Source organism: Flavobacterium artemisiae (assembly GCF_042678225.1).
GTDB classification, from domain to species: Bacteria; Bacteroidota; Bacteroidia; order Flavobacteriales; family Flavobacteriaceae; genus Flavobacterium; species Flavobacterium artemisiae.
In genome coordinates this window covers 811,037-829,662 of sequence record NZ_JBHUDZ010000018.1, presented here as the reverse complement: position 1 = coordinate 829,662, position 18,626 = coordinate 811,037, and the positions used below count along the sequence as shown (strand labels likewise).

The 18,626-nt window shown below is 33.7% G+C and carries 16 protein-coding genes; 11 read left to right on the top strand and 5 right to left on the bottom strand.

Annotated features, from left to right (window positions below):
• Positions 1–69 precede the first annotated feature (69 nt).
• The 3 genes from ACFSC2_RS23420 to ACFSC2_RS23410 form a co-directional block, all read right to left on the bottom strand.
• Positions 70–1,335 (bottom strand): OmpA family protein, encoded by a 1,266-nt coding sequence (locus ACFSC2_RS23420; protein ID WP_379813525.1) that lies wholly within the window; start codon positions 1,333–1,335, stop codon positions 70–72.
• 203 nt (positions 1,336–1,538) lie between these two features.
• Positions 1,539–3,056: a choice-of-anchor I family protein gene (locus ACFSC2_RS23415; protein WP_379813524.1), complete on the bottom strand. Its 1,518-nt coding sequence runs from the start codon at positions 3,054–3,056 to the stop codon at positions 1,539–1,541.
• 137 nt (positions 3,057–3,193) lie between these two features.
• The gene (locus ACFSC2_RS23410; RefSeq protein WP_379813523.1) at positions 3,194–3,739 is read right to left on the bottom strand and encodes a hypothetical protein; all 546 of its coding nucleotides are present in this window, start codon (positions 3,737–3,739) and stop codon (positions 3,194–3,196) included.
• Between the two features lie 167 nt (positions 3,740–3,906).
• On the opposite strand from ACFSC2_RS23410, the gene ACFSC2_RS23405 reads away from it, so the two are divergent.
• Both ACFSC2_RS23405 and ACFSC2_RS23400 read left to right on the top strand, forming a co-directional pair.
• Positions 3,907–4,947 (top strand): agmatine deiminase family protein, encoded by a 1,041-nt coding sequence (locus ACFSC2_RS23405; RefSeq protein ID WP_379813522.1) that lies wholly within the window; start codon positions 3,907–3,909, stop codon positions 4,945–4,947.
• Between the two features lie 204 nt (positions 4,948–5,151).
• Positions 5,152–6,336 (top strand): endonuclease/exonuclease/phosphatase family protein, encoded by a 1,185-nt coding sequence (locus ACFSC2_RS23400; protein WP_379813521.1) that lies wholly within the window; start codon positions 5,152–5,154, stop codon positions 6,334–6,336.
• Positions 6,337–6,526: 190 nt separating this feature from the next.
• Here ACFSC2_RS23400 and fahA read toward each other — a convergent pair whose 3' ends face one another.
• Positions 6,527–7,810 carry a fumarylacetoacetase gene (gene fahA / locus ACFSC2_RS23395; protein WP_379813520.1) on the bottom strand — a complete coding sequence of 428 codons (1,284 nt, stop codon included), beginning with the start codon at positions 7,808–7,810 and terminating at the stop codon, positions 6,527–6,529.
• Positions 7,811–7,919: 109 nt separating this feature from the next.
• Here fahA and glyA point away from each other — a divergent pair, with 109 nt between their 5' ends.
• The 4 genes from glyA (at position 7,920) to ACFSC2_RS23375 (ending at position 11,715) form a co-directional block, all read left to right on the top strand.
• Positions 7,920–9,194, top strand: coding sequence for a serine hydroxymethyltransferase (glyA, locus tag ACFSC2_RS23390; protein WP_379813519.1), 1,275 nt, complete (start codon positions 7,920–7,922; stop codon positions 9,192–9,194).
• Between the two features lie 148 nt (positions 9,195–9,342).
• A complete protein-coding gene (locus ACFSC2_RS23385) occupies positions 9,343–9,936 on the top strand; it encodes a MiaE family protein (RefSeq protein WP_110346392.1) in 594 nt (197 codons plus the stop codon).
• A 239-nt stretch (positions 9,937–10,175) separates the two neighbouring features.
• Positions 10,176–11,216 (top strand): GMP reductase, encoded by a 1,041-nt coding sequence (locus ACFSC2_RS23380; RefSeq protein WP_379813518.1) that lies wholly within the window; start codon positions 10,176–10,178, stop codon positions 11,214–11,216.
• A gap of 1 nt (position 11,217) precedes the next feature.
• The gene (locus tag ACFSC2_RS23375) at positions 11,218–11,715 is read left to right on the top strand and encodes a GNAT family N-acetyltransferase (protein WP_379813517.1); all 498 of its coding nucleotides are present in this window, start codon (positions 11,218–11,220) and stop codon (positions 11,713–11,715) included.
• A gap of 298 nt (positions 11,716–12,013) precedes the next feature.
• Here ACFSC2_RS23375 and ACFSC2_RS23370 read toward each other — a convergent pair whose 3' ends face one another.
• The gene (locus ACFSC2_RS23370; protein WP_379813516.1) at positions 12,014–12,592 is read right to left on the bottom strand and encodes a pentapeptide repeat-containing protein; all 579 of its coding nucleotides are present in this window, start codon (positions 12,590–12,592) and stop codon (positions 12,014–12,016) included.
• 157 nt (positions 12,593–12,749) lie between these two features.
• Here ACFSC2_RS23370 and aspA point away from each other — a divergent pair, with 157 nt between their 5' ends.
• From aspA to ACFSC2_RS23345, 5 genes are all read left to right on the top strand, one after another.
• Entirely contained in the window at positions 12,750–14,159 is a 1,410-nt protein-coding gene (gene aspA / locus ACFSC2_RS23365; RefSeq protein WP_379813515.1) for an aspartate ammonia-lyase, read from the top strand.
• A gap of 486 nt (positions 14,160–14,645) precedes the next feature.
• The gene (locus ACFSC2_RS23360; RefSeq protein ID WP_379813514.1) at positions 14,646–15,320 is read left to right on the top strand and encodes a response regulator transcription factor; all 675 of its coding nucleotides are present in this window, start codon (positions 14,646–14,648) and stop codon (positions 15,318–15,320) included.
• A 1-nt stretch (position 15,321) separates the two neighbouring features.
• Positions 15,322–16,704, top strand: a complete 1,383-nt coding sequence (locus ACFSC2_RS23355) for an ATP-binding protein (protein WP_379813513.1) — start codon at positions 15,322–15,324, stop codon at positions 16,702–16,704.
• 83 nt (positions 16,705–16,787) lie between these two features.
• The gene (locus ACFSC2_RS23350) at positions 16,788–17,525 is read left to right on the top strand and encodes an adenine nucleotide alpha hydrolase family protein (protein WP_379813512.1); all 738 of its coding nucleotides are present in this window, start codon (positions 16,788–16,790) and stop codon (positions 17,523–17,525) included.
• 33 nt (positions 17,526–17,558) lie between these two features.
• Positions 17,559–18,506, top strand: coding sequence for a bestrophin family protein (locus tag ACFSC2_RS23345; RefSeq protein WP_379813511.1), 948 nt, complete (start codon positions 17,559–17,561; stop codon positions 18,504–18,506).
• Positions 18,507–18,626: the final 120 nt, after the last annotated feature.

The window sequence follows — 18,626 nt, the reverse complement described above, 5'->3', positions numbered from 1 at the left end:
CAAATGCAATAAAAAAAGACGGTTTCAAACTAGAAACCGTCCTTTCAAAAAAATATATATAACAAGAATTTATTTTACTTGGAAAGTAACTCTTCTCACGATTTGACGAGCTTCTTTAGAATTTTTATTCACAGAAGTATCTTCACCATTAGCAACTACATTTAATCTAGAAGCATCAATTCCAGCATTTACAGCTACTTTTTTCACAGCTTCAGCTCTTTTTCTTGATAATTCAGTATTGTAGTTAGTGTTTCCAATTTCGTCAGCATAACCAATAATATCAGCAGATTTTCCAGGATTGTTTTTCAAGTATTTCACTAAGAAATCAACACCAGAAAGTGACGCGTTTGTTGGTTTAGACGAATTAAAATCGAAATAAACATTCACATAACCACCGTTGATTAATTCTTCAACAGTATTGTTTGTTGCAGTTCCAGCACCTTTCTTTTCGTAAGTTTTGTCTAAATAACTTTCTAATTCATCCGGCACACCATTTTGATTAGTGTCAATAGACTGTCCTTTTGTGTTAACAGCAACTCCCGCAATTGTATTTGGCTCTAAATCATACAAATCAGCAACACCATCTTTATCAGTATCAATAAGATTAGTTTCGATAGTAGTAACTCTGTCTTCTAATTTGTTTAGTCTTTCATTTTCTTCAGAATACCAGTCAGCATGTTTTTGATTTTTACCTAAGTAAACTGTTAAACCAACAGAAGCATTCAATAAAACTCCATCAAAAGAACCTGTTGTAGTATTTCCCATTCCATCAAAGTTCCAGTTTTGTCTACCGTTAACAATTCCTGTAAGATCCCCAGTTAAAGCTACTCTGTTGCTTAATCTGATTTGTCCAGTTAAACCAGCGATTCCGTGAGCTACATAATCTTGTCCTCCAAAACCAGTTTCAGTGCTGATTTGAGCAACTCCAAAACCACCATGTGCTAAAAGTCCTAAAGTATTGGTCCATGTTTCAAAGTTCAATGCACGTCCAACGTTTACAACACCTTGCAAACTAGCTCTAACATATCTGCTTTCAAAATCTGGAGTATTTTTTTTCTCTTTAAATTGGTCATACCCAACATCTAATTTCAAACCGAATTTTGGATTGAACATATATCTTACACCTAAATCTCCGTGAAAGAAGTTTGCAGTTTCGGTAGTGTATCCAGGAGTCATTGTTCTTGTTGGTTTGTTAACACCTCCGTTAAGTTCAATAGACCATTTGTTGTATTCTGGCTGATCAACAGAAGGCTTTGCAGATGTGGTAGCCATATTTTGTGCGCCAGCGGCGAATGATAGTAATAATAATGAGGCGGATACTAATTTCTTTTTCATGATATCAAAAATTTAATTGTTTTTATTTTAAACTCATGAGCAAAATTAGACCACGTGTTTTAGAATGTGTTCTATATGCTATTACATAATTTCCATGTTTTGGCTTTTAATTATGTAAAATGCTTAAATAAAGCACAATAAAAAGCAAAAAAAAGAACAAAATTTAATATTTTGTTCTTTTTTAATTTTTGATAAAATTTAGATTATTTCAAATCAGGCTGATAGAATTTTATAGACCCGTCTCCTTCACTGCTTACAACCAGTAAACTCCTCTTAGTCGGACTTTTAGAAGCTGGAATAAATAAAATTCCTTCTGGTGCATCGCCTGTTTTTACAGTCTGTAAATACTGAGGAGAAGCTGGATTTGTAACATCATAAGTCATAAAAGCATCAGATCTTTCTAAACCTACAAATAATATATTTTGGCTTCCCATTTTGGCTGCAACTACAGCTTCAGGCTCAGAACCTTTGTCGTCGCTTCGTTTATCGTCATAAGTGCCTAATTCGTATGTTTTCTTATCAACATCATTTTTACTGTCGTAAACAATTTTTCCAGTATTTCCGTTCCAGATAGAAAAAGAACGCGCACCAAAACTCACCATTTCGTCCAAATCACCATCGCCGTCTGTATCTCCCATATCAGCAACAAGATTTAATCTTCCTAAATTAGCATCTAATTTTAAAGTAGCAGCATCAGGAAAAACAGTAGCGTCCAATTTCATGTTTTTCATTCTCTTAATGTCAGTATTTGCAGTATATTCTCTTGCATCACCTTCATTTGCAGTAACGAAATAAGGAACATTGTTAGCAGAAAAATGGCTGATAGCATCTGGCATATACATTCCTTTTACTTTCCAAGGATTAAATGCAACTTTATCATCACTATCACTTACATCAATTGCGTTTTCAGTCGTATTAAAGTCTTTTAAACCTAAAGGATAAATAGCTGTAATAGTTTTAGAAGTCAAATCTACTTTTGCTACGCCATTATTTTCTTGCAAAGTTACCCAAGCTGTTTTTGAATCGTCAGAAATAGTAATGTATTCTGGTTCAATGTCCTGAGCAAAACTTTTAGCAACCTTTGAGATTCTGAATCCGTCTTTGGCTAAAGCTGCAACCTGACTGCTGAAAGAAGAAAAATCTAAAGTTGTTACAGAATATGAAGCTGTTTCGATAATAGAAATCGTTCCATTAGGGTCTTGAGAATAATCGGTGTTTGGTTCGCCTTCGTTAGCTGTCATAATAAATTTTCCGTCAGGAGAAAAAGTAACCATGTCAGGTAAAGCCCCAACCGTAACTTGTTTGATTAAGCTGTAATCAGAAGTATTGAAAACTACGACTTTTCCATTTCCTTGTTTATTTGCAGTCGATTCTAAAGCAACAGCAAGTTTCCCGTCGAAAACCGAAACACTATTTGCGGCACCTTCGTAAGCAGCTAAATCTATTTTTGCAACTTTTACTGGTTTTGTCGGGTCTGTAATATCTATAACATCAATTTGGTTTACACCGCTGTTATTTACAGTAAAAAGTCTTTTTGTTTTTTCGCAGTATGCAGAAATTTCAGCAGCAGCTTCTCCGCCGATAGTGATTGATCCAATTTCTTTAAAAGTAGCTGGATTCTCATTTACAACAACTTCTGGTTCGTTGTTTGAGTTCTCGTCATTATTACAGCTGGCAAGTATAAATAATACAGCTAATAATGAGATTGATAAATTTTTCATGTGTTAGTTTTTAGTTTTGCCAAAAATAACAACGAGAAATAGAGTGAATATTAAGAGTTTATTATTTAATCTTTAACTTAATTTTAGGAAGATATTTCAAGGGAAAAGTTAATTTGAAGAAACTATTTTTAAATTTTTCACATTGAAAGCCAGCTTATCGCAGCAAATAAACCAGTTACGAAAAAATAAAAACCAATTAGTATCAATATAATATAGAATTGTGACATTCTCCAATTGCTGTCAATTAGTACTTGATATCCATTACTGCTATTTAGATATATAATATCAATTAAATCGTTGACTTGTCTAAAATTTGTATTTGAATCCACTTCATGAGTTATTTCATTCTCATTTTTATCTTTAAACACTACAATTGGAAAATAAAGTTTGATTTTTTCATAACCACTTTTTCCAGGATAGTTTGATCGTCTTCTTTTTTTTACTTCCACAATTTTAAAATCAACAATTTTAGCTTTGGTTTTGATTCCGTTTTTTTCGATCTTTTTGGTATAATTTCTCATATAAAATCCACCATAAATAAATCCGCCTCCAAAAAATAATGATGCAATTTCAATGTTGCTAAAAAGAAGAAATAGCGCAAAGAATAGTAGTAACGCTAAATTTCGTTTATAATTTTTATTGTTTTTGCTAAATGTGTTTTTTAAAAAATCGAGTATTTTCATGAGTGTATATACAAGTGCGATTGGAACAAATATAGTTACATTTCATATTGAAAAATAAATTCCAAACAAGTCTTTAAAATTAATTTATTCGCGGTTTTATTAAGCTTGGTTTTCATAATCCTTACGAATGATTATCTTTGTAAACTCTTAAAAATAGAAATCAATTTATGTCAACAAATAATAGAAGATTTCCAGCAGAATGGGAAAAGCAACAAGGAATTGTATTATGTTTTCCGCATAATGGGAATGACTGGCCGGGAAAATACGAGGCTGTTCAGTGGGCTTTTGTAGAGTTTATTAAAAAAGTAGCGACTTTTGAAACTGTTTTTTTGGTTGTTGCCGATGAAAAACTAAAAGAAAAAGTAGCCGAAATGCTTGAAAGAGCTCGCGTTAATCTTGCAAATATTTCTTTTATTATTCATAAAACCAACAGAAGCTGGATGCGTGATTCTGGGCCGATTATTGTAAAAAACGGTTCAAAAAGAGAAGCTTTAAATTTTAATTTCAACGGCTGGGCTAAATATAAAAACTATCAATTAGATAAATTTGTTCCAGGTAAAGTAGCTGATTTTATTGATGTACCGTTAACGCAGGTTATGTACAAAGGAAAACCAGTAATTGTAGAAGGCGGAGCGATCGATGTAAACGGAAAAGGAACGTTATTGACTTCTGAAGAGTGTTTAATGCATCCAACAATTCAGGTTAGAAACGCAGGGTTTACAAAAGAAGATTATGAAGCTGTTTTTGAAGAATATCTAGGAGTTACAAATGTAATTTGGTTAGGAGACGGAATTGAAGGAGACGACACACATGGACACATCGACGATTTATGCCGATTCGTAAACGAAGATACTATTGTAACGATTGTAGAAACTGATAAAAACGATTCAAATTACAAACCATTGCAAGATAATTTGAAGCGTCTTCAAAATGCAAAATTAGAAAATGGAAAATCACCAGTAATCGTGGCGCTGCCAATGCCAAAACGTGTTGATTTTGAAGATTTACGTTTGCCGGCAAGTTATGCTAACTTCCTAATTTTGAATAATTGCGTTTTAGTGCCGACATTCAACGACAGCAATGACAGAGTGGCATTGAATATTTTATCAGAATGTTTCCCAGACCGTGAAGTAATCGGAATAAGTTGTATTGATTTTATCTGGGGATTTGGAACTTTACATTGTTTAAGTCAACAAATTCCAGCGTAAATTTTTACTGATAATGAAATAGATTTTGGATAAATGAAGGATTTCTTTCATTTACCAATAAAAACTATTTATAATATTTAAGCTGTCACTTTTAGTGGCAGCTTTTTTTTGACATATACTTAACATAATAAACTATCGAGGGTCTCAACAACCTTTCTTATATTCGTGCATTCAACAATGCAGAAATGCAGCTTTAATTATTATATGAATAAAATATTTTTCGTCCTTTCTTTGCTTTCTTCCGGAGCAATTTTCTCACAGATTGATTCACAAAAAAATCCTGAAATTACATTTGCTACCTACAATGTAAGTATGGAATCTGAGAATTATTCGCCAAGAGGAACAAAAGGAAACTCAGAGCAGATATTGATCAATGAACTTAATTCAGGAAAAAATCCTCAAATCAAAAATATCGCGCAGATTATTCAGACCGTAAGGCCTGACGTTATTCTGCTAAACGAGTTTGATTATATTGAAAATCCTAAACTTGGCGTAAAGGCTTTTATTAAAAATTATTTAAAAGTAGGGCAAGGCGGTGCAGAGGCAATTGATTATCCTTACTATTATTATTCAACTGTAAATACGGGTCAGCCAAGTCCTTTCGATTTGAACGATGACGGAAAGTTGGAAGATTTTGGAAGTGATGCTTGGGGATTTGGTATGTATCCAGGTCAATACGCGATGGTGCTTTTGTCAAAATATCCTATTGATGTTAAGGCGGTTCGTACTTTTCAAAATTTTAAATGGAAAGATATGCCTGGCGTATTACTTACTAAAAAGGCGGATGGATCAGATTGGTATAGCAAAGTGGCATGGGCACAATTTCCGTTATCATCCAAATCTCATTGGGACGTTCCTGTTCAAATTGGCAAAAAAACGGTTCATATTTTAGCCAGTCACCCGACTCCTCCTTCTTTTGATGGTCCAGAAGATCGCAATGGAAAAAGAAATCATGATGAAATTCGCTTCTGGAAAGACTATATTTCGGATGATGCTGCTTCGTACATTTATGATGATAAAGGTGTAAAAGGAGGCTTGCCCGCGAATTCTCAATTTGTTATAGTCGGTGACCAAAATGCTTCTCCGGTTGAAGGAAACGCAATCGCAGAAGGAATAAAGTCACTGCTTGAAAACCCGAAAGTAAATAGCGAACTTATACCTGCCAGTAAAGGAGGTGCTGAACATAGTCCTCAAAATCCTTTGGCAGTTAATCATACTGCATTTTGGAGAATGCGCGCTGATTATGTATTGCCTTCTAAACTTGGTTTTAAGGTAATCAATAATGGTGTATTCTGGCCAGCTAAAGGTGAGCCAATGTCAGAATTGGTCGAAAAACGTGAATCAAGTTCAGATCATCGATTGGTTTGGGTAAAAGTGCTTTTGGACTAAAGGACTCTTTCTGTATATTTGTTTTACAGATCTAATTAGTTTTTTGATCATATATTTAAAAAAATCAGCTAAATCTGCTTGTGTCTTTTTAAATCTGCGTGAAATAAAACTTTAGATAATTCTAAAATAAAAAAGCTTGTTAGTTTTTATTCTAACAAGCTTTTTTATTTTAATGTATGCTATCTTCTCTTCATTGTCTGATAAAAGGAGGTAATAATTGACTTGAAACTTCTCCAAAACCAATTCTTACTTCTTTATTTTCGCAGAAACCACGAATAATAACCGTATCATTATCTTCAATAAATTTACGTTCTTCACCGCCGTTTAACTTTAACGGATTTTTTCCGCCCCAAGTTAATTCCAACATAGAGCCAAAACTATCCGGAGTTGGACCAGAAATAGTTCCAGAACCCATCATATCACCAGAATTGATACGGCATCCGTTAGACGTATGATGCGCCAATTGCTGGCTCATTGACCAGTATAAATATTTAAAATTTGATCTCGAAATAACAGTTTCTTCTTGATCTTCAGGTTTTAATGAAACTTCTAAATGAATATCAAAAGCTTTTTTTCCTTTTGTTTGAAGATATGGAAGTGGAGTAGGATCTTGTTTCGGACCTTTAGTTCTAAAAGGTTCCAAAGCATCCATTGTTACAATCCAAGGCGAAATAGATGTCGCAAAGTTTTTGGCTAAAAATGGCCCAAGAGGTACATATTCCCATTTCTGAATATCGCGCGCGCTCCAGTCATTCAATAAAACCATTCCGAAAATATAATCTTCTGCTTCGTAAGTAGGAATATTTTCACCCATTACATTTACATCAGTCGTAATAAAGGCAGTTTCTAATTCAAAATCTACCAATCGAGATGCGCCAAAAACTGGTGTATCATGTCCAACTGGTAAAGTTTGTCCCATTGGACGGTGAACCGGAATTCCAGACGGAACAATTGTAGAACTTCTTCCATGATATCCAACCGGAATGTGTAACCAGTTTGGCAATAAAGCATTTTCTGGATCGCGGAACATTTTACCTACGTTTGTAGCATGTTCTTTACTAGAATAAAAGTCGGTATAATCGCCAATTAAAACAGGTAATTGCATTTCTACATCCTCTATTTTAAATATAACAATATCGCGATGTTTTGTGGAATCTCTTAATTGTGGGTTTTCGGCATCAAAAATTTCTGCGATGCGATTTCGGACCAAACGCCATGTTTTTTTTCCGTCAGAAATAAAATCATTCAGCGTGTCCTGCATAAACATATCATCGGTTAAATCTATTCCTTCAAAATAGTTTAATTGTTGTAAAGCCCCTAAATCTATAGCATAATCGCCAATTCTAGTTCCTACAGTAACGACATTTTCTTTGGTAAGAAATACACCGAAAGGGATGTTTTGAATAGGGAAGTCGCTATTTTCTGGCACTTCTAACCATGATTTTCTTTTGGTATCGTTGGCGGTTATCGGCATGTCTTGTGTTAATTATTTGTTGAAAAAATACATGTCAAATATATCATAATCTAGCAGTATGGCAAACGTTTTTTTGTATTTTTGCAGGAAATTAACGAAAAACGAAAAAATGCAACGCGACGAACAAATTTTTGATCTTATCCAAGAGGAAAAAGAAAGACAAATTCATGGACTAGAACTTATTGCTTCTGAAAATTTTGTAAGTGATGAAGTAATGGCAGCAGCTGGGTCTGTTTTAACTAATAAATATGCTGAAGGTTATCCTGGTAAAAGATACTATGGTGGCTGCGAAGTAGTTGATGTTATTGAGCAGATTGCTATTGACAGAGCCAAAGAATTATTTGGTGCTGAATACGCAAATGTACAGCCGCACTCTGGTTCTCAAGCAAACACTTCTGTTTACCATGCTTGTTTAAATCCTGGTGATACAATTTTAGGTTTTGATTTATCTCATGGAGGTCACTTAACTCACGGTTCTCCTGTAAACTTTTCAGGTCGTTTATACCGCCCGGTTTTTTACGGTGTAGATGCTGAAACTGGTCGTTTAGATTATGATAAAATTCAAGAAATTGCTACAAAAGAGCAGCCAAAATTAATCATCGCTGGAGCTTCTGCTTATTCTCGTGATATGGATTTTGCTCGTTTCAGACAAATTGCTGACAGCGTTGGAGCTATCTTATTTGCAGATATCTCGCACCCAGCAGGTCTTATTGCAAAAGGATTAATGAATGACCCAATTCCACATTGTCATATTGTTTCTACAACAACGCATAAAACATTAAGAGGACCACGTGGAGGTTTGATCTTAATGGGGAAAGATTTCCCAAATCCACAAGGATTAACAACTCCAAAAGGAGAAATCAGAATGATGTCTTCATTATTAGACTTAGCTGTTTTTCCAGGAAATCAAGGTGGACCTTTAATGCACATTATCGCTGCTAAAGCGGTTGCATTTGGAGAAGCATTAAAAGATGAATTCTTTACATACGCTATGCAATTGCAGAAAAATGCAAATGCAATGGCAGATGCTTTCGTAAAAAGAGGATACAAAATTATCTCTGGCGGAACTGATAACCACATGATGCTTATTGACTTAAGAAATAAAAATATTTCTGGTAAAGAAGCAGAAAATGCATTAGTAAAAGCAGAAATCACAGTAAATAAAAACATGGTTCCATTTGATGATAAATCACCATTTATCACGTCTGGTATTCGTGTAGGAACAGCTGCAATCACAACTCGTGGTTTAGTTGAAGCTGATATGGAAACTATCGTAGCTTTAATCGATAAAGTTATTTCTGATCATACCAACGAAGATCTTATCGAAGAAGTAGCTGCTGAAGTAAACGAAATGATGAGCGAAAGACCGATTTTCAAATACTAAGATAAAGTTTAAAGTTTCAGGTTTCAAGTTTAAAGTTTTGTAATGCGGAAATATAACGTAGAGCAAAACTTTAAACTTTTTTCGTTTTAACTAACATGAAGCAGAAACTTGAAACCTGAAACAAAATAAACCTGAAACAAAATATAACATGGGCGTATTAAGATTACAATTACCAACCGACCCAAGATGGGTAAATATTGTTGAGAAAAACATTGAAGAAATCCTGACCGATCACGCATGGTGCGAGCAAAAAGCAGCAACAAACGCGATTACGATTATCACAAACAATTCTGAACATCAAGATTTAGTGAAAGATTTATTGGCTTTAGCCAAAGAAGAAATCGATCATTTTGAGCAGGTTCATAATATCATCATCAAACGCGGATTAAAATTAGGACGCGAGCGTAAAGACGATTACGTTAACGAATTGTACCAATACATGAAGAAAAGCGGCGACGGAAGCCGTGTTTCGGGTCTTGTTGAAAGACTTTTATTCTCTGCCATGATCGAAGCCAGAAGCTGTGAACGTTTCAAAGTTTTATCTGAAAATATTCAAGACGAAGAATTAGCTGTTTTCTATAGAGAATTAATGGAAAGTGAAGCAGGACATTATACAACTTTTATCACTTACGCACGTAAATATGGAGTTGGAATCGATGTAGAAAAACGCTGGAGAGAATGGTTAGCATTTGAAGAATCAATCATTACCAATTACGGAAAAGGAGAAACGATTCACGGGTAAATTTTGTGTTTCAAGTTTATTTTGGTTTCAGGTTTCAAGTTAAAAAAACTTTGTGAATCTTTGAGTAATCTCTGCGAATCTCTGAGAAATAATTTTAAAAAATCAGTTTCAAATCCGCGTTTTCGCGAAAGCGAATCAGTTTAATCCGCGTTCAAAATAAACGTTTAGTATATTAATCTAAAATCTACATTCTAAAATCTAAAATTCCCTATATTTGAGAGTAACCAAAATCTCGAACTATGAGAATAGAAATGGACTTAAAATTAGGGTTTAAAGATGTCATGTTTAGACCCAAAAGATCAACGCTTAAAAGTAGATCTGAAGTTAGTTTAGAACAAAATTTTAAGTTTTTGCACAGCACGGCAAATTGGACAGGAATTCCGATTATGGCGGCCAATATGGATACCGTTGGAACTTTTGAAATAGCCAAGGTTTTGGCAAAAGAAAAGCTTTTTACAGCTATTCATAAGCATTATACTTTAGAAGAATGGAATCATTTTCTAAATGATGCAAGCCCAGATTTCTATAATTATATTGCCGTTAGTACGGGAACAGGAAAAGAAGATTTTGATAAAATCGGAAAAATAATTACTGCAAATCCTTTATTAAAGTTTATCTGTATTGATGTTGCAAATGGTTATTCAGAGCATTTTGTTCAGTTTTTAAAACAAACCCGAAAACAATATCCCGATAAGATTATCATTGCAGGAAATGTCGTTACAGGCGAAATGACCGAAGAATTGCTTTTGGCTGGAGCCGATATCGTAAAAGTTGGGATTGGTCCAGGTTCTGTCTGTACTACACGTGTTAAGACAGGTGTTGGTTACCCGCAATTATCGGCTATTATAGAATGTGCTGATGCTGCGCACGGTTTAGGCGGGCATATCATAAGTGACGGCGGATGCTCAACTCCAGGCGATGTTGCTAAAGCTTTTGGCGCTGGAGCCGATTTTGTAATGTTAGGAGGAATGCTTGCTGGACATACCGAAAGCGGTGGTGAATTAATCGAGATTAAAGGTGAAAAATTCAAACAATTTTACGGAATGAGTTCGAAAACAGCAATGGATAAACATGCTGGCGGCGTTGCAGAATATCGCGCAAGCGAAGGAAAAACAGTTCAGGTTCCGTTTAAAGGCGATGTGATTTATACGGTTTTAGATATTTTAGGAGGAATTCGAAGCACGTGTACGTATGTCGGCGCTTCAAGATTAAAGGAATTAACAAAACGAACGACTTTCATCCGCGTAAGCGAACAAGAAAATCAAGTTTTTACAAAATAATATGATTACAATTACCGAAGCATCAATTGAAAATATTGCTATAATTCAAGAGATTGCAAATATTACTTGGCCTATAACATATGGCGAAATTCTAACCGCTGCACAATTAGAGTATATGTTAGATTTAATTTATTCTGATGAAGCTCTAACGAAACAAATTCAGAATAAAGAACAGTTATTTTATTTAATTTCAGATGCTGATGGCATAATTGGTTTTATCGGAATCGAACATAATTATAAAAACGAAGCTGTAACCAAAATTCATAAAATCTATCTTCTACCAGAAACGCAAGGAAAAGGTTTCGGCAAAATTGTTTTTGATGAAATTGAGAAAATGGCTTTAGAAAACCATTCAAAAGAACTTTTATTAAATGTAAATCGTTTTAATACTGCTTTGAATTTCTATAAAAAACTAGGATTCGAAATTAAAGAAACCGTTGATATAGAAATTGGAAACGGGTACTTAATGGAGGATTATGTAATGGGAAAGCGAATTTGATTTTTTGAAAAACTGCCAAATTTTGAACGCGGATAAGACAGATTTGCTATCGCAAAGGCGTGGATTTACACTGATTTAAAAACGATTGTTTAATTGAATATATGAATTGCCTACAGCTTTAGCTGTGGGTATAGAATTTTAATGCAAAAAAGGCTTTAGCCAAAACTTATATTTGGCTAAAGCCCTTCTTGTTTATTTGAAAAACCTCCAACTAAAGCTGGAGGCAATTGAGATTTTTAAAATCTGTGTAAATCCGCGTCTTTGCGATAGCAAATCCGTTTTATTCGCGTATTATTTACTACGTCACAATCACATCATGTTTAAACAATAACCCTTTTACTTCTTTCAAAGAAAAAACAGCTTTCTTTAATTTTGTTTTTGATGGATCAATAGTATAATTAAAACTTGTTCTAAAATTAGCTTTATTCGCAATTGCTTTTGAAAACTCTGAGCGGTATAAATCGCAATTATCAAAAAGAACTTCGGTTAAATCTGCAGCCATAAAATCAACGGCAATAAGACTGCAGCTGTTGAAAGTTGTACCTTTTATTTTTAAAGTATAAAATTTCGAAAAGTCCAAAATGCAGTCATAAAAATGAACTTCAAAAATCAATTTATCGCACATTGCAAAATTAACTTCTTTGATTTCGCAACGATAAAAAGTAACACCTCTAAAAGCAACATAATTAATTTTGGCTTCACTAAAAATACAATCATTAAAAGTACAGTCAATAAAAGTTACGGCTAGAAAAGTGCATGCAGAAAAATTACAATTATTAAAAACGCAGCACTCAAAATCCTTAAAATTCAGATCGTCTTTGGCGTAAATAATTGTATTGTATTCTTTATCAAGAAAATATTCACTCTCTTTTTTCAACTTTTTCAAAAATTATTTGAGAGTGAAAAGGTACTACTTTAGAATAAAAAAAGCCCTAGAAAATTAAAAATCATTTTGATTTCATTCACATTTTTAATGCATAAAATACTGTAGCTTTACACTTATTTTTTACTTTAAAATTGATCTATTTTTATATATGGGAGCAACAAGAAAAGAACATGATTTTTTGGGAGAATTAGAAATTCCGAATCATTTGTATTACGGAATCCAGACTTTTAGAGCGGTTGAGAATTTTAATATTACCGGTATTCCAATTTCAAAAGAACCTTTGTTTATTAAAGCTTTAGGTTATGTGAAAAAAGCAGCTGCTTTGGCAAATAAAGATTGTGGCGCTTTAGATCCTAAACTTACAGAAGCAATTTGTCACGGAAGCGATCAGGTTATTGCGGGAAAATTTGATCAGGAATTTGTAAGCGATTTGATTCAGGGTGGTGCTGGAACTTCTGTAAACATGAATGCCAATGAGGTTATCGCTAATATTGGTTTGGAATATTTAGGTCATAAAAAAGGAGAATACCAATTTCTACATCCAAATAATCACGTAAACTGTTCACAATCTACAAACGATGCTTATCCGTCGGCTTTTAGAATTGCTTTGTATCTTAAAATGGAAAGCTTTATTAAAACTTTTGCAGGTCTAGAAGTTGCTTTCGCTAAAAAAGGAGAAGAGTTCAAAGAAGTCTTGAAAATGGGAAGAACGCAATTGCAAGATGCTGTTCCGATGACTTTAGGTCAGGAATTTAAAGCGTACGCCACTACCATTGGAGAAGACATTATTCGTCTTAAAAATGCGCAGGAATTATTATTAGAAATCAATATGGGAGCAACGGCAATTGGTACAAAAGTCAATGCGCCAGAAGGTTATCCAGAATTGTGCGTAAAATATCTGGCCGATGAGGTTGGAATTCCTTTAACGCTTTCTCCAGATTTAATCGAAGCAACTGTAGATACAGGTGCTTACGTGCAGATTATGGGAACTTTAAAACGTTCTGCTGTTAAGATTTCGAAAATCTGTAACGATTTACGTTTGTTAAGTTCTGGACCAAGAACTGGATTTAACGAAATTAATCTTCCAGCTCGTCAACCAGGATCTTCAATTATGCCTGGAAAAGTAAATCCTGTAATTCCTGAGGTTGTTAACCAAACTTGTTTTTATGTTATTGGTCAGGATTTAACTGTTACAATGGCAGCAGAAGCAGGACAATTGCAATTGAATGTAATGGAACCCGTTATTGCTTTTGCAATGTTTACTTCGTTAGATTATCTTTCTAATGCAATTCAGACTTTAATTGACAAATGTATCGTCGGTATTACAGCAAACGTAGATCATTGTTATAACTTGGTGATGAACAGTATCGGAATCGTTACGCAATTGAATCCGATTTTGGGTTATGAAGAAAGTGCTAGTATTGCTGGCGAGGCTTTAAAAACTGGAAAAAGTGTTCACCAAATTACGGTTGTAGAAAGAAAATTAATCACGCAGGAAAAATGGGATGAAATCTATTCTTTAGAAAACTTGATCCATCCTAAATTTATAACAAAATAGATTTTTATATAAATAATTTAATAACAAGCCGTCATTTTATTGACGGCTTTTTTTATGTTTTTTAATATGTAATATGTTGAAAAGGTGCAGGGGTTGGTATTGTAGAAAATCCCCAAGGAGGAAGTGGTACTTATTTTGCCTAGGATATAAAAGGCGGTGTAAAAATTAAAACTGCTTCATCGGTTTCCGTAAATCTTAATGCATATTTGCAATCTATGTCGGCGGCGGTCGGGGAGAGCTATTATTGGTCATATTGGGTTGGACCAGTTGTTGTCGATGATTATATATCAACTTTTCAATTTGGACTTGGGGCTGTTGTGAGCTTTAATTTTAAAAATTAAGAATTTTATTCTTAAAAATAATTTATAAAGAAGCAGACTTACGAGTCTGCTTTTTTTATTTGCACAAATTGCGGATAATTTCTAAAGTCGTGATGGTTATGTTAAATTCAATCCTTATTTTTGTTGTATATACAAACTTCTGGAGATGAAATTACTTATAGTCGAAGACGAACCAAATCTATTATCTATACTGCGAAAAGGTTTTGCCGAGAACAATAATGAAGTAAGTGTGGCCATGGATGGGAAAACTGCCTTAGAGATGATCCACAATTATACTTTTGATGTTGTAATCTTAGACGTAATGCTTCCAGATATTAACGGAATCGAGATCTGCAGAAGATTGAGAGCAGCAAAGAATTTTGTGCCTATTTTACTTTTGACCGCGTTAGGAACGTCCGAAAATATTGTAACAGGCCTTAATTCTGGTGCCGATGATTATCTTGTAAAGCCTTTTAAATTTGGTGAATTAGATGCAAGAGTAAACGCATTGTTTAGAAGATCAAATCAAGACACAGAAAAAATTGATACCATTATAATTTCAGATTTAGAGATTAACGGACGCGCAAAATCGGTTAAAAGAGGTGGTGTAAACATTATTTTGACTGCCAAAGAGTTTAAACTTTTGTATTATTTAGCAAAAAATAAAGATCGAATTGTTTCCCGAGATCAGATTCTGGACAATGTATGGGATATTAATTTTGATATGAATACCAATGTTGTAGATGTATATATTACTTATTTGAGAAGAAAAATTGATAAGCCTTTTGGAACCAAACTGATTCATACTATGAAAGGTTTGGGGTATGTTATAAAGCCATAAAATGGATATAAGAAAAAAAATTACTTTTAATTACGTAGCTCTTTCAACCTTTAGCACCTCGCTTTTGTGTATTATCGTGTTTTTCTTATTTAGAGAAAACAACCGATACCACTTTTTAAAGCGTTTAGATGACAGGTCAAAAATTGTTGCTTCTATTCATTTTCAAAAAGATCCTGAAAAAATCAGGTATTATAAGAATCTTAAAAAAAACGGACTCGAAGAATTAATCGAGGAAGAAGAATATGTATTAAAAATCAACAGCCAGAATAGTTTTGATTATAATACCAATTTAAATCTTCCCAATTCATTTTATACCAATATTTTAAGTACGGGCAAGGATTCCTTTGAAAGAGATAACAAGTACTATCTCGGTCAGATTTTTCAGGAAAACGAACAAAAATACATTGTAATTGTTGGCGCAAGAGACAGAAAAGGAAAAGACACAATCGTATATATTGTCAAAATCATGGTTTTTGGCGGTATTGGTTTTGTTATTTTAGCTTTTTTATTAGGACGATTTTTAGCCAAACGCGTTATTAATCCTGTTGCGCGAATTACCAAAGAAGTAAAGAGAATCAGTGCTTCTAATCTTCATAATAGACTTCCTGAGGTTCGAAATTCTGATGAAATATCAGATCTGACGAATACCTTTAATAATATGCTGGATCGATTGGAAACGTCTTTTGAAATTCAGGCCAATTTTATTAATAATGCTTCTCACGAATTAAAAACACCAATAACGACAATTATTGCCGAGGCCGAAATTATGCTTTTAAAAGAGCGCGAAAAGCATGAATATGTTGAGTCATTAGAGAATATTTACAGTCAGGCTTCAAGATTAGGAAATTTAACCGAAAGCCTTTTGAAATTGACACAAACGGGTTATGACGGACAAAAACAAGTTTCTGACGTTGCCCGAATTGATGAATTGTTATTGGAAGTAAAATCGGATTTAGATAAAATCTATCCGGATAACCGTGTAAGCATTCGACTTAATTTCGCCCCAGAAGATTCAAATTTATTATTATTGCCTTGTAATAAACCTTTGTTAGAATTGGCAATTAATAACATTATTACAAATGGCGTTAAATATTCGGATAATAATGAGGTTTTTGTAACCCTTTCTGCCAATCATGAAATGATCAAAATCGCGATCAACGATATCGGAATCGGTATTCCGCCAGAAGATATTCCGCATTTATACGAGCCTTTCTTTAGAGGAAAAATTGCGACAAAATATATCGGTTATGGTTTGGGACTTCCATTAGCATCCAAAATTATCAGAATGCACGATGGTGAAATGCAAGTTCAGTCTGAACAGAATAAAGGAACTATTGTGACAATTATCTTTAAAAAATCCAACATTAAAAAATCTAATGTTTAATCTTAGAAAATTCTAATTTTAGATTAAGAAGTCTCTAATTTGACTGCGCTTATTTTGTATGTATAAACTAAAAGATTATACATATGAAAAATTTTCTAATACCTACGACTTTAAAAGATGATACGATTTGTGCGGTAAAATCAGCGGTTAATCAGGCGAAAAATACTGATGCAGAAATTATTTTAGTTTTAGTTTCAGAAGCACCAGACACTTTTTCGTCTTCAAGTTTTTTAAGAGAAATGAGATCTGGACTTACCAGAAGTCAGGAAGAAGTTCTAGAAACGTGCAGATATATTATAGATCACACGCCAAATTGTAAACTTAAAGTACACAATCAATACGGAATATCAGCTCCAATATTAAAACGTATTATCGAAGTTTTTGCCGTAAAACTGGTTATTCTGACACATTCTTATAAACAGGAAACTAAAAAAATACACCAATATTTTGTACAATTGGCTGGAAACCAAAAATGTCCAATCCTTCATTTAAGTACAGAAATTAATAAAGATGTTTTTACAAAAGCACTTTATATCGAAAATGCCGACGCCAGCATTCACGTAAAAGATGTACAGCAATTTTTGAGCGATAATTTCTCATTCGAAATTGTCAGCCAGACTTCCAACTTTGATGATAATTACGAAAATGCAGCTCCATTTTTATCAGAAGCCATTTCAAAACACAACATTGATATGCTGGTTGAAACTAGAAAAGGCGAAAAAATCAAATTTAAGAAAATTAAAAAAGAGAATATTAATGAAAAACTCGGACTTCCGGTACTTTCATTATATGAAGAAATGGGTAAACCATTTGTATGTTGAGAGAAGTAAGAATTTAATTTTAAAACCGATAATATGTTATTAAAGAAAAGAATACCAATGAAGTACGTTCTCGGGAAAATTAAAGTAGAAATTGCCCTTGTAATGGCTTACACAATAATATTTGAAATTTTTCATCATTATTTTGTTACACTTCCTGTAGATATACCGATTGCGATTCCGACTATGATCGGAACGATTATTTCACTTTTACTTGCCTTTAAGTCCAATCAGGCTTATGACAGATGGTGGGAAGCCAGAATTGTCTGGGGCGCTATTGTAAACGATTCACGAACTTTAATCCGTCAAGTATTAACGTTTTATGAAGATCCTGATTTTTCTGTTGAAGCAAGCGAATTCAAAGAAAATTTTGCTAAAAGACAAATTGCCTGGTGTTATAGTTTAGGACAGTCACTTAGAAATAGAGACGCTGTAAAACCCTTGAAAGGATTGGTGAGCGAAGAAGAAATTCGTTTTATAAAAAATCATCAAAACGTACCAAATGCTATTTTGATGCTTCATGCGAGAGATCTTAGAAATGCAAAAAATGATAAACGCATCAACATGTACCAACAGGTAGAAATTGATAACACTTTATCAAGATTATGCGATGAAATGGGAAAATGTGAAAGAATTAAAAACACCATTTTTCCAACAACATACAGTATGTACATTCGTCTTACCTTATGTCTATTTATATTATTACTACCATTTGGATTAACAAGTGTATTGAGTTGGTTTGCCATTCCGTTGATTACCGCAATTGCCGCAGCCTTCTTTTTGATTGAAAGAATGGCTATTCACCTGCAGGACCCTTTCGAAAACAGACCAACAGATACGCCTGTAACAACAATTTCAAATACAATTGAGAGAAATATTAAACAAATGCTCAACGAGTATCAAAGTGAATTTGATATTCTAAAAGAATTTGAATTAAAAGAGGATTCTCAAAAAACAGAAAAAGAAGCGTATTACGTATTATAAGAGTTTAATTTTGGTTTCTTTATTGTTAGCCGGACAGTATTCCATTGTGCTGTCCGGCTTTTTTTATTTTATAAAAGTTATATTCTGTCGAGATTTAAAAAGAGTTGAAAAAGGATTAAA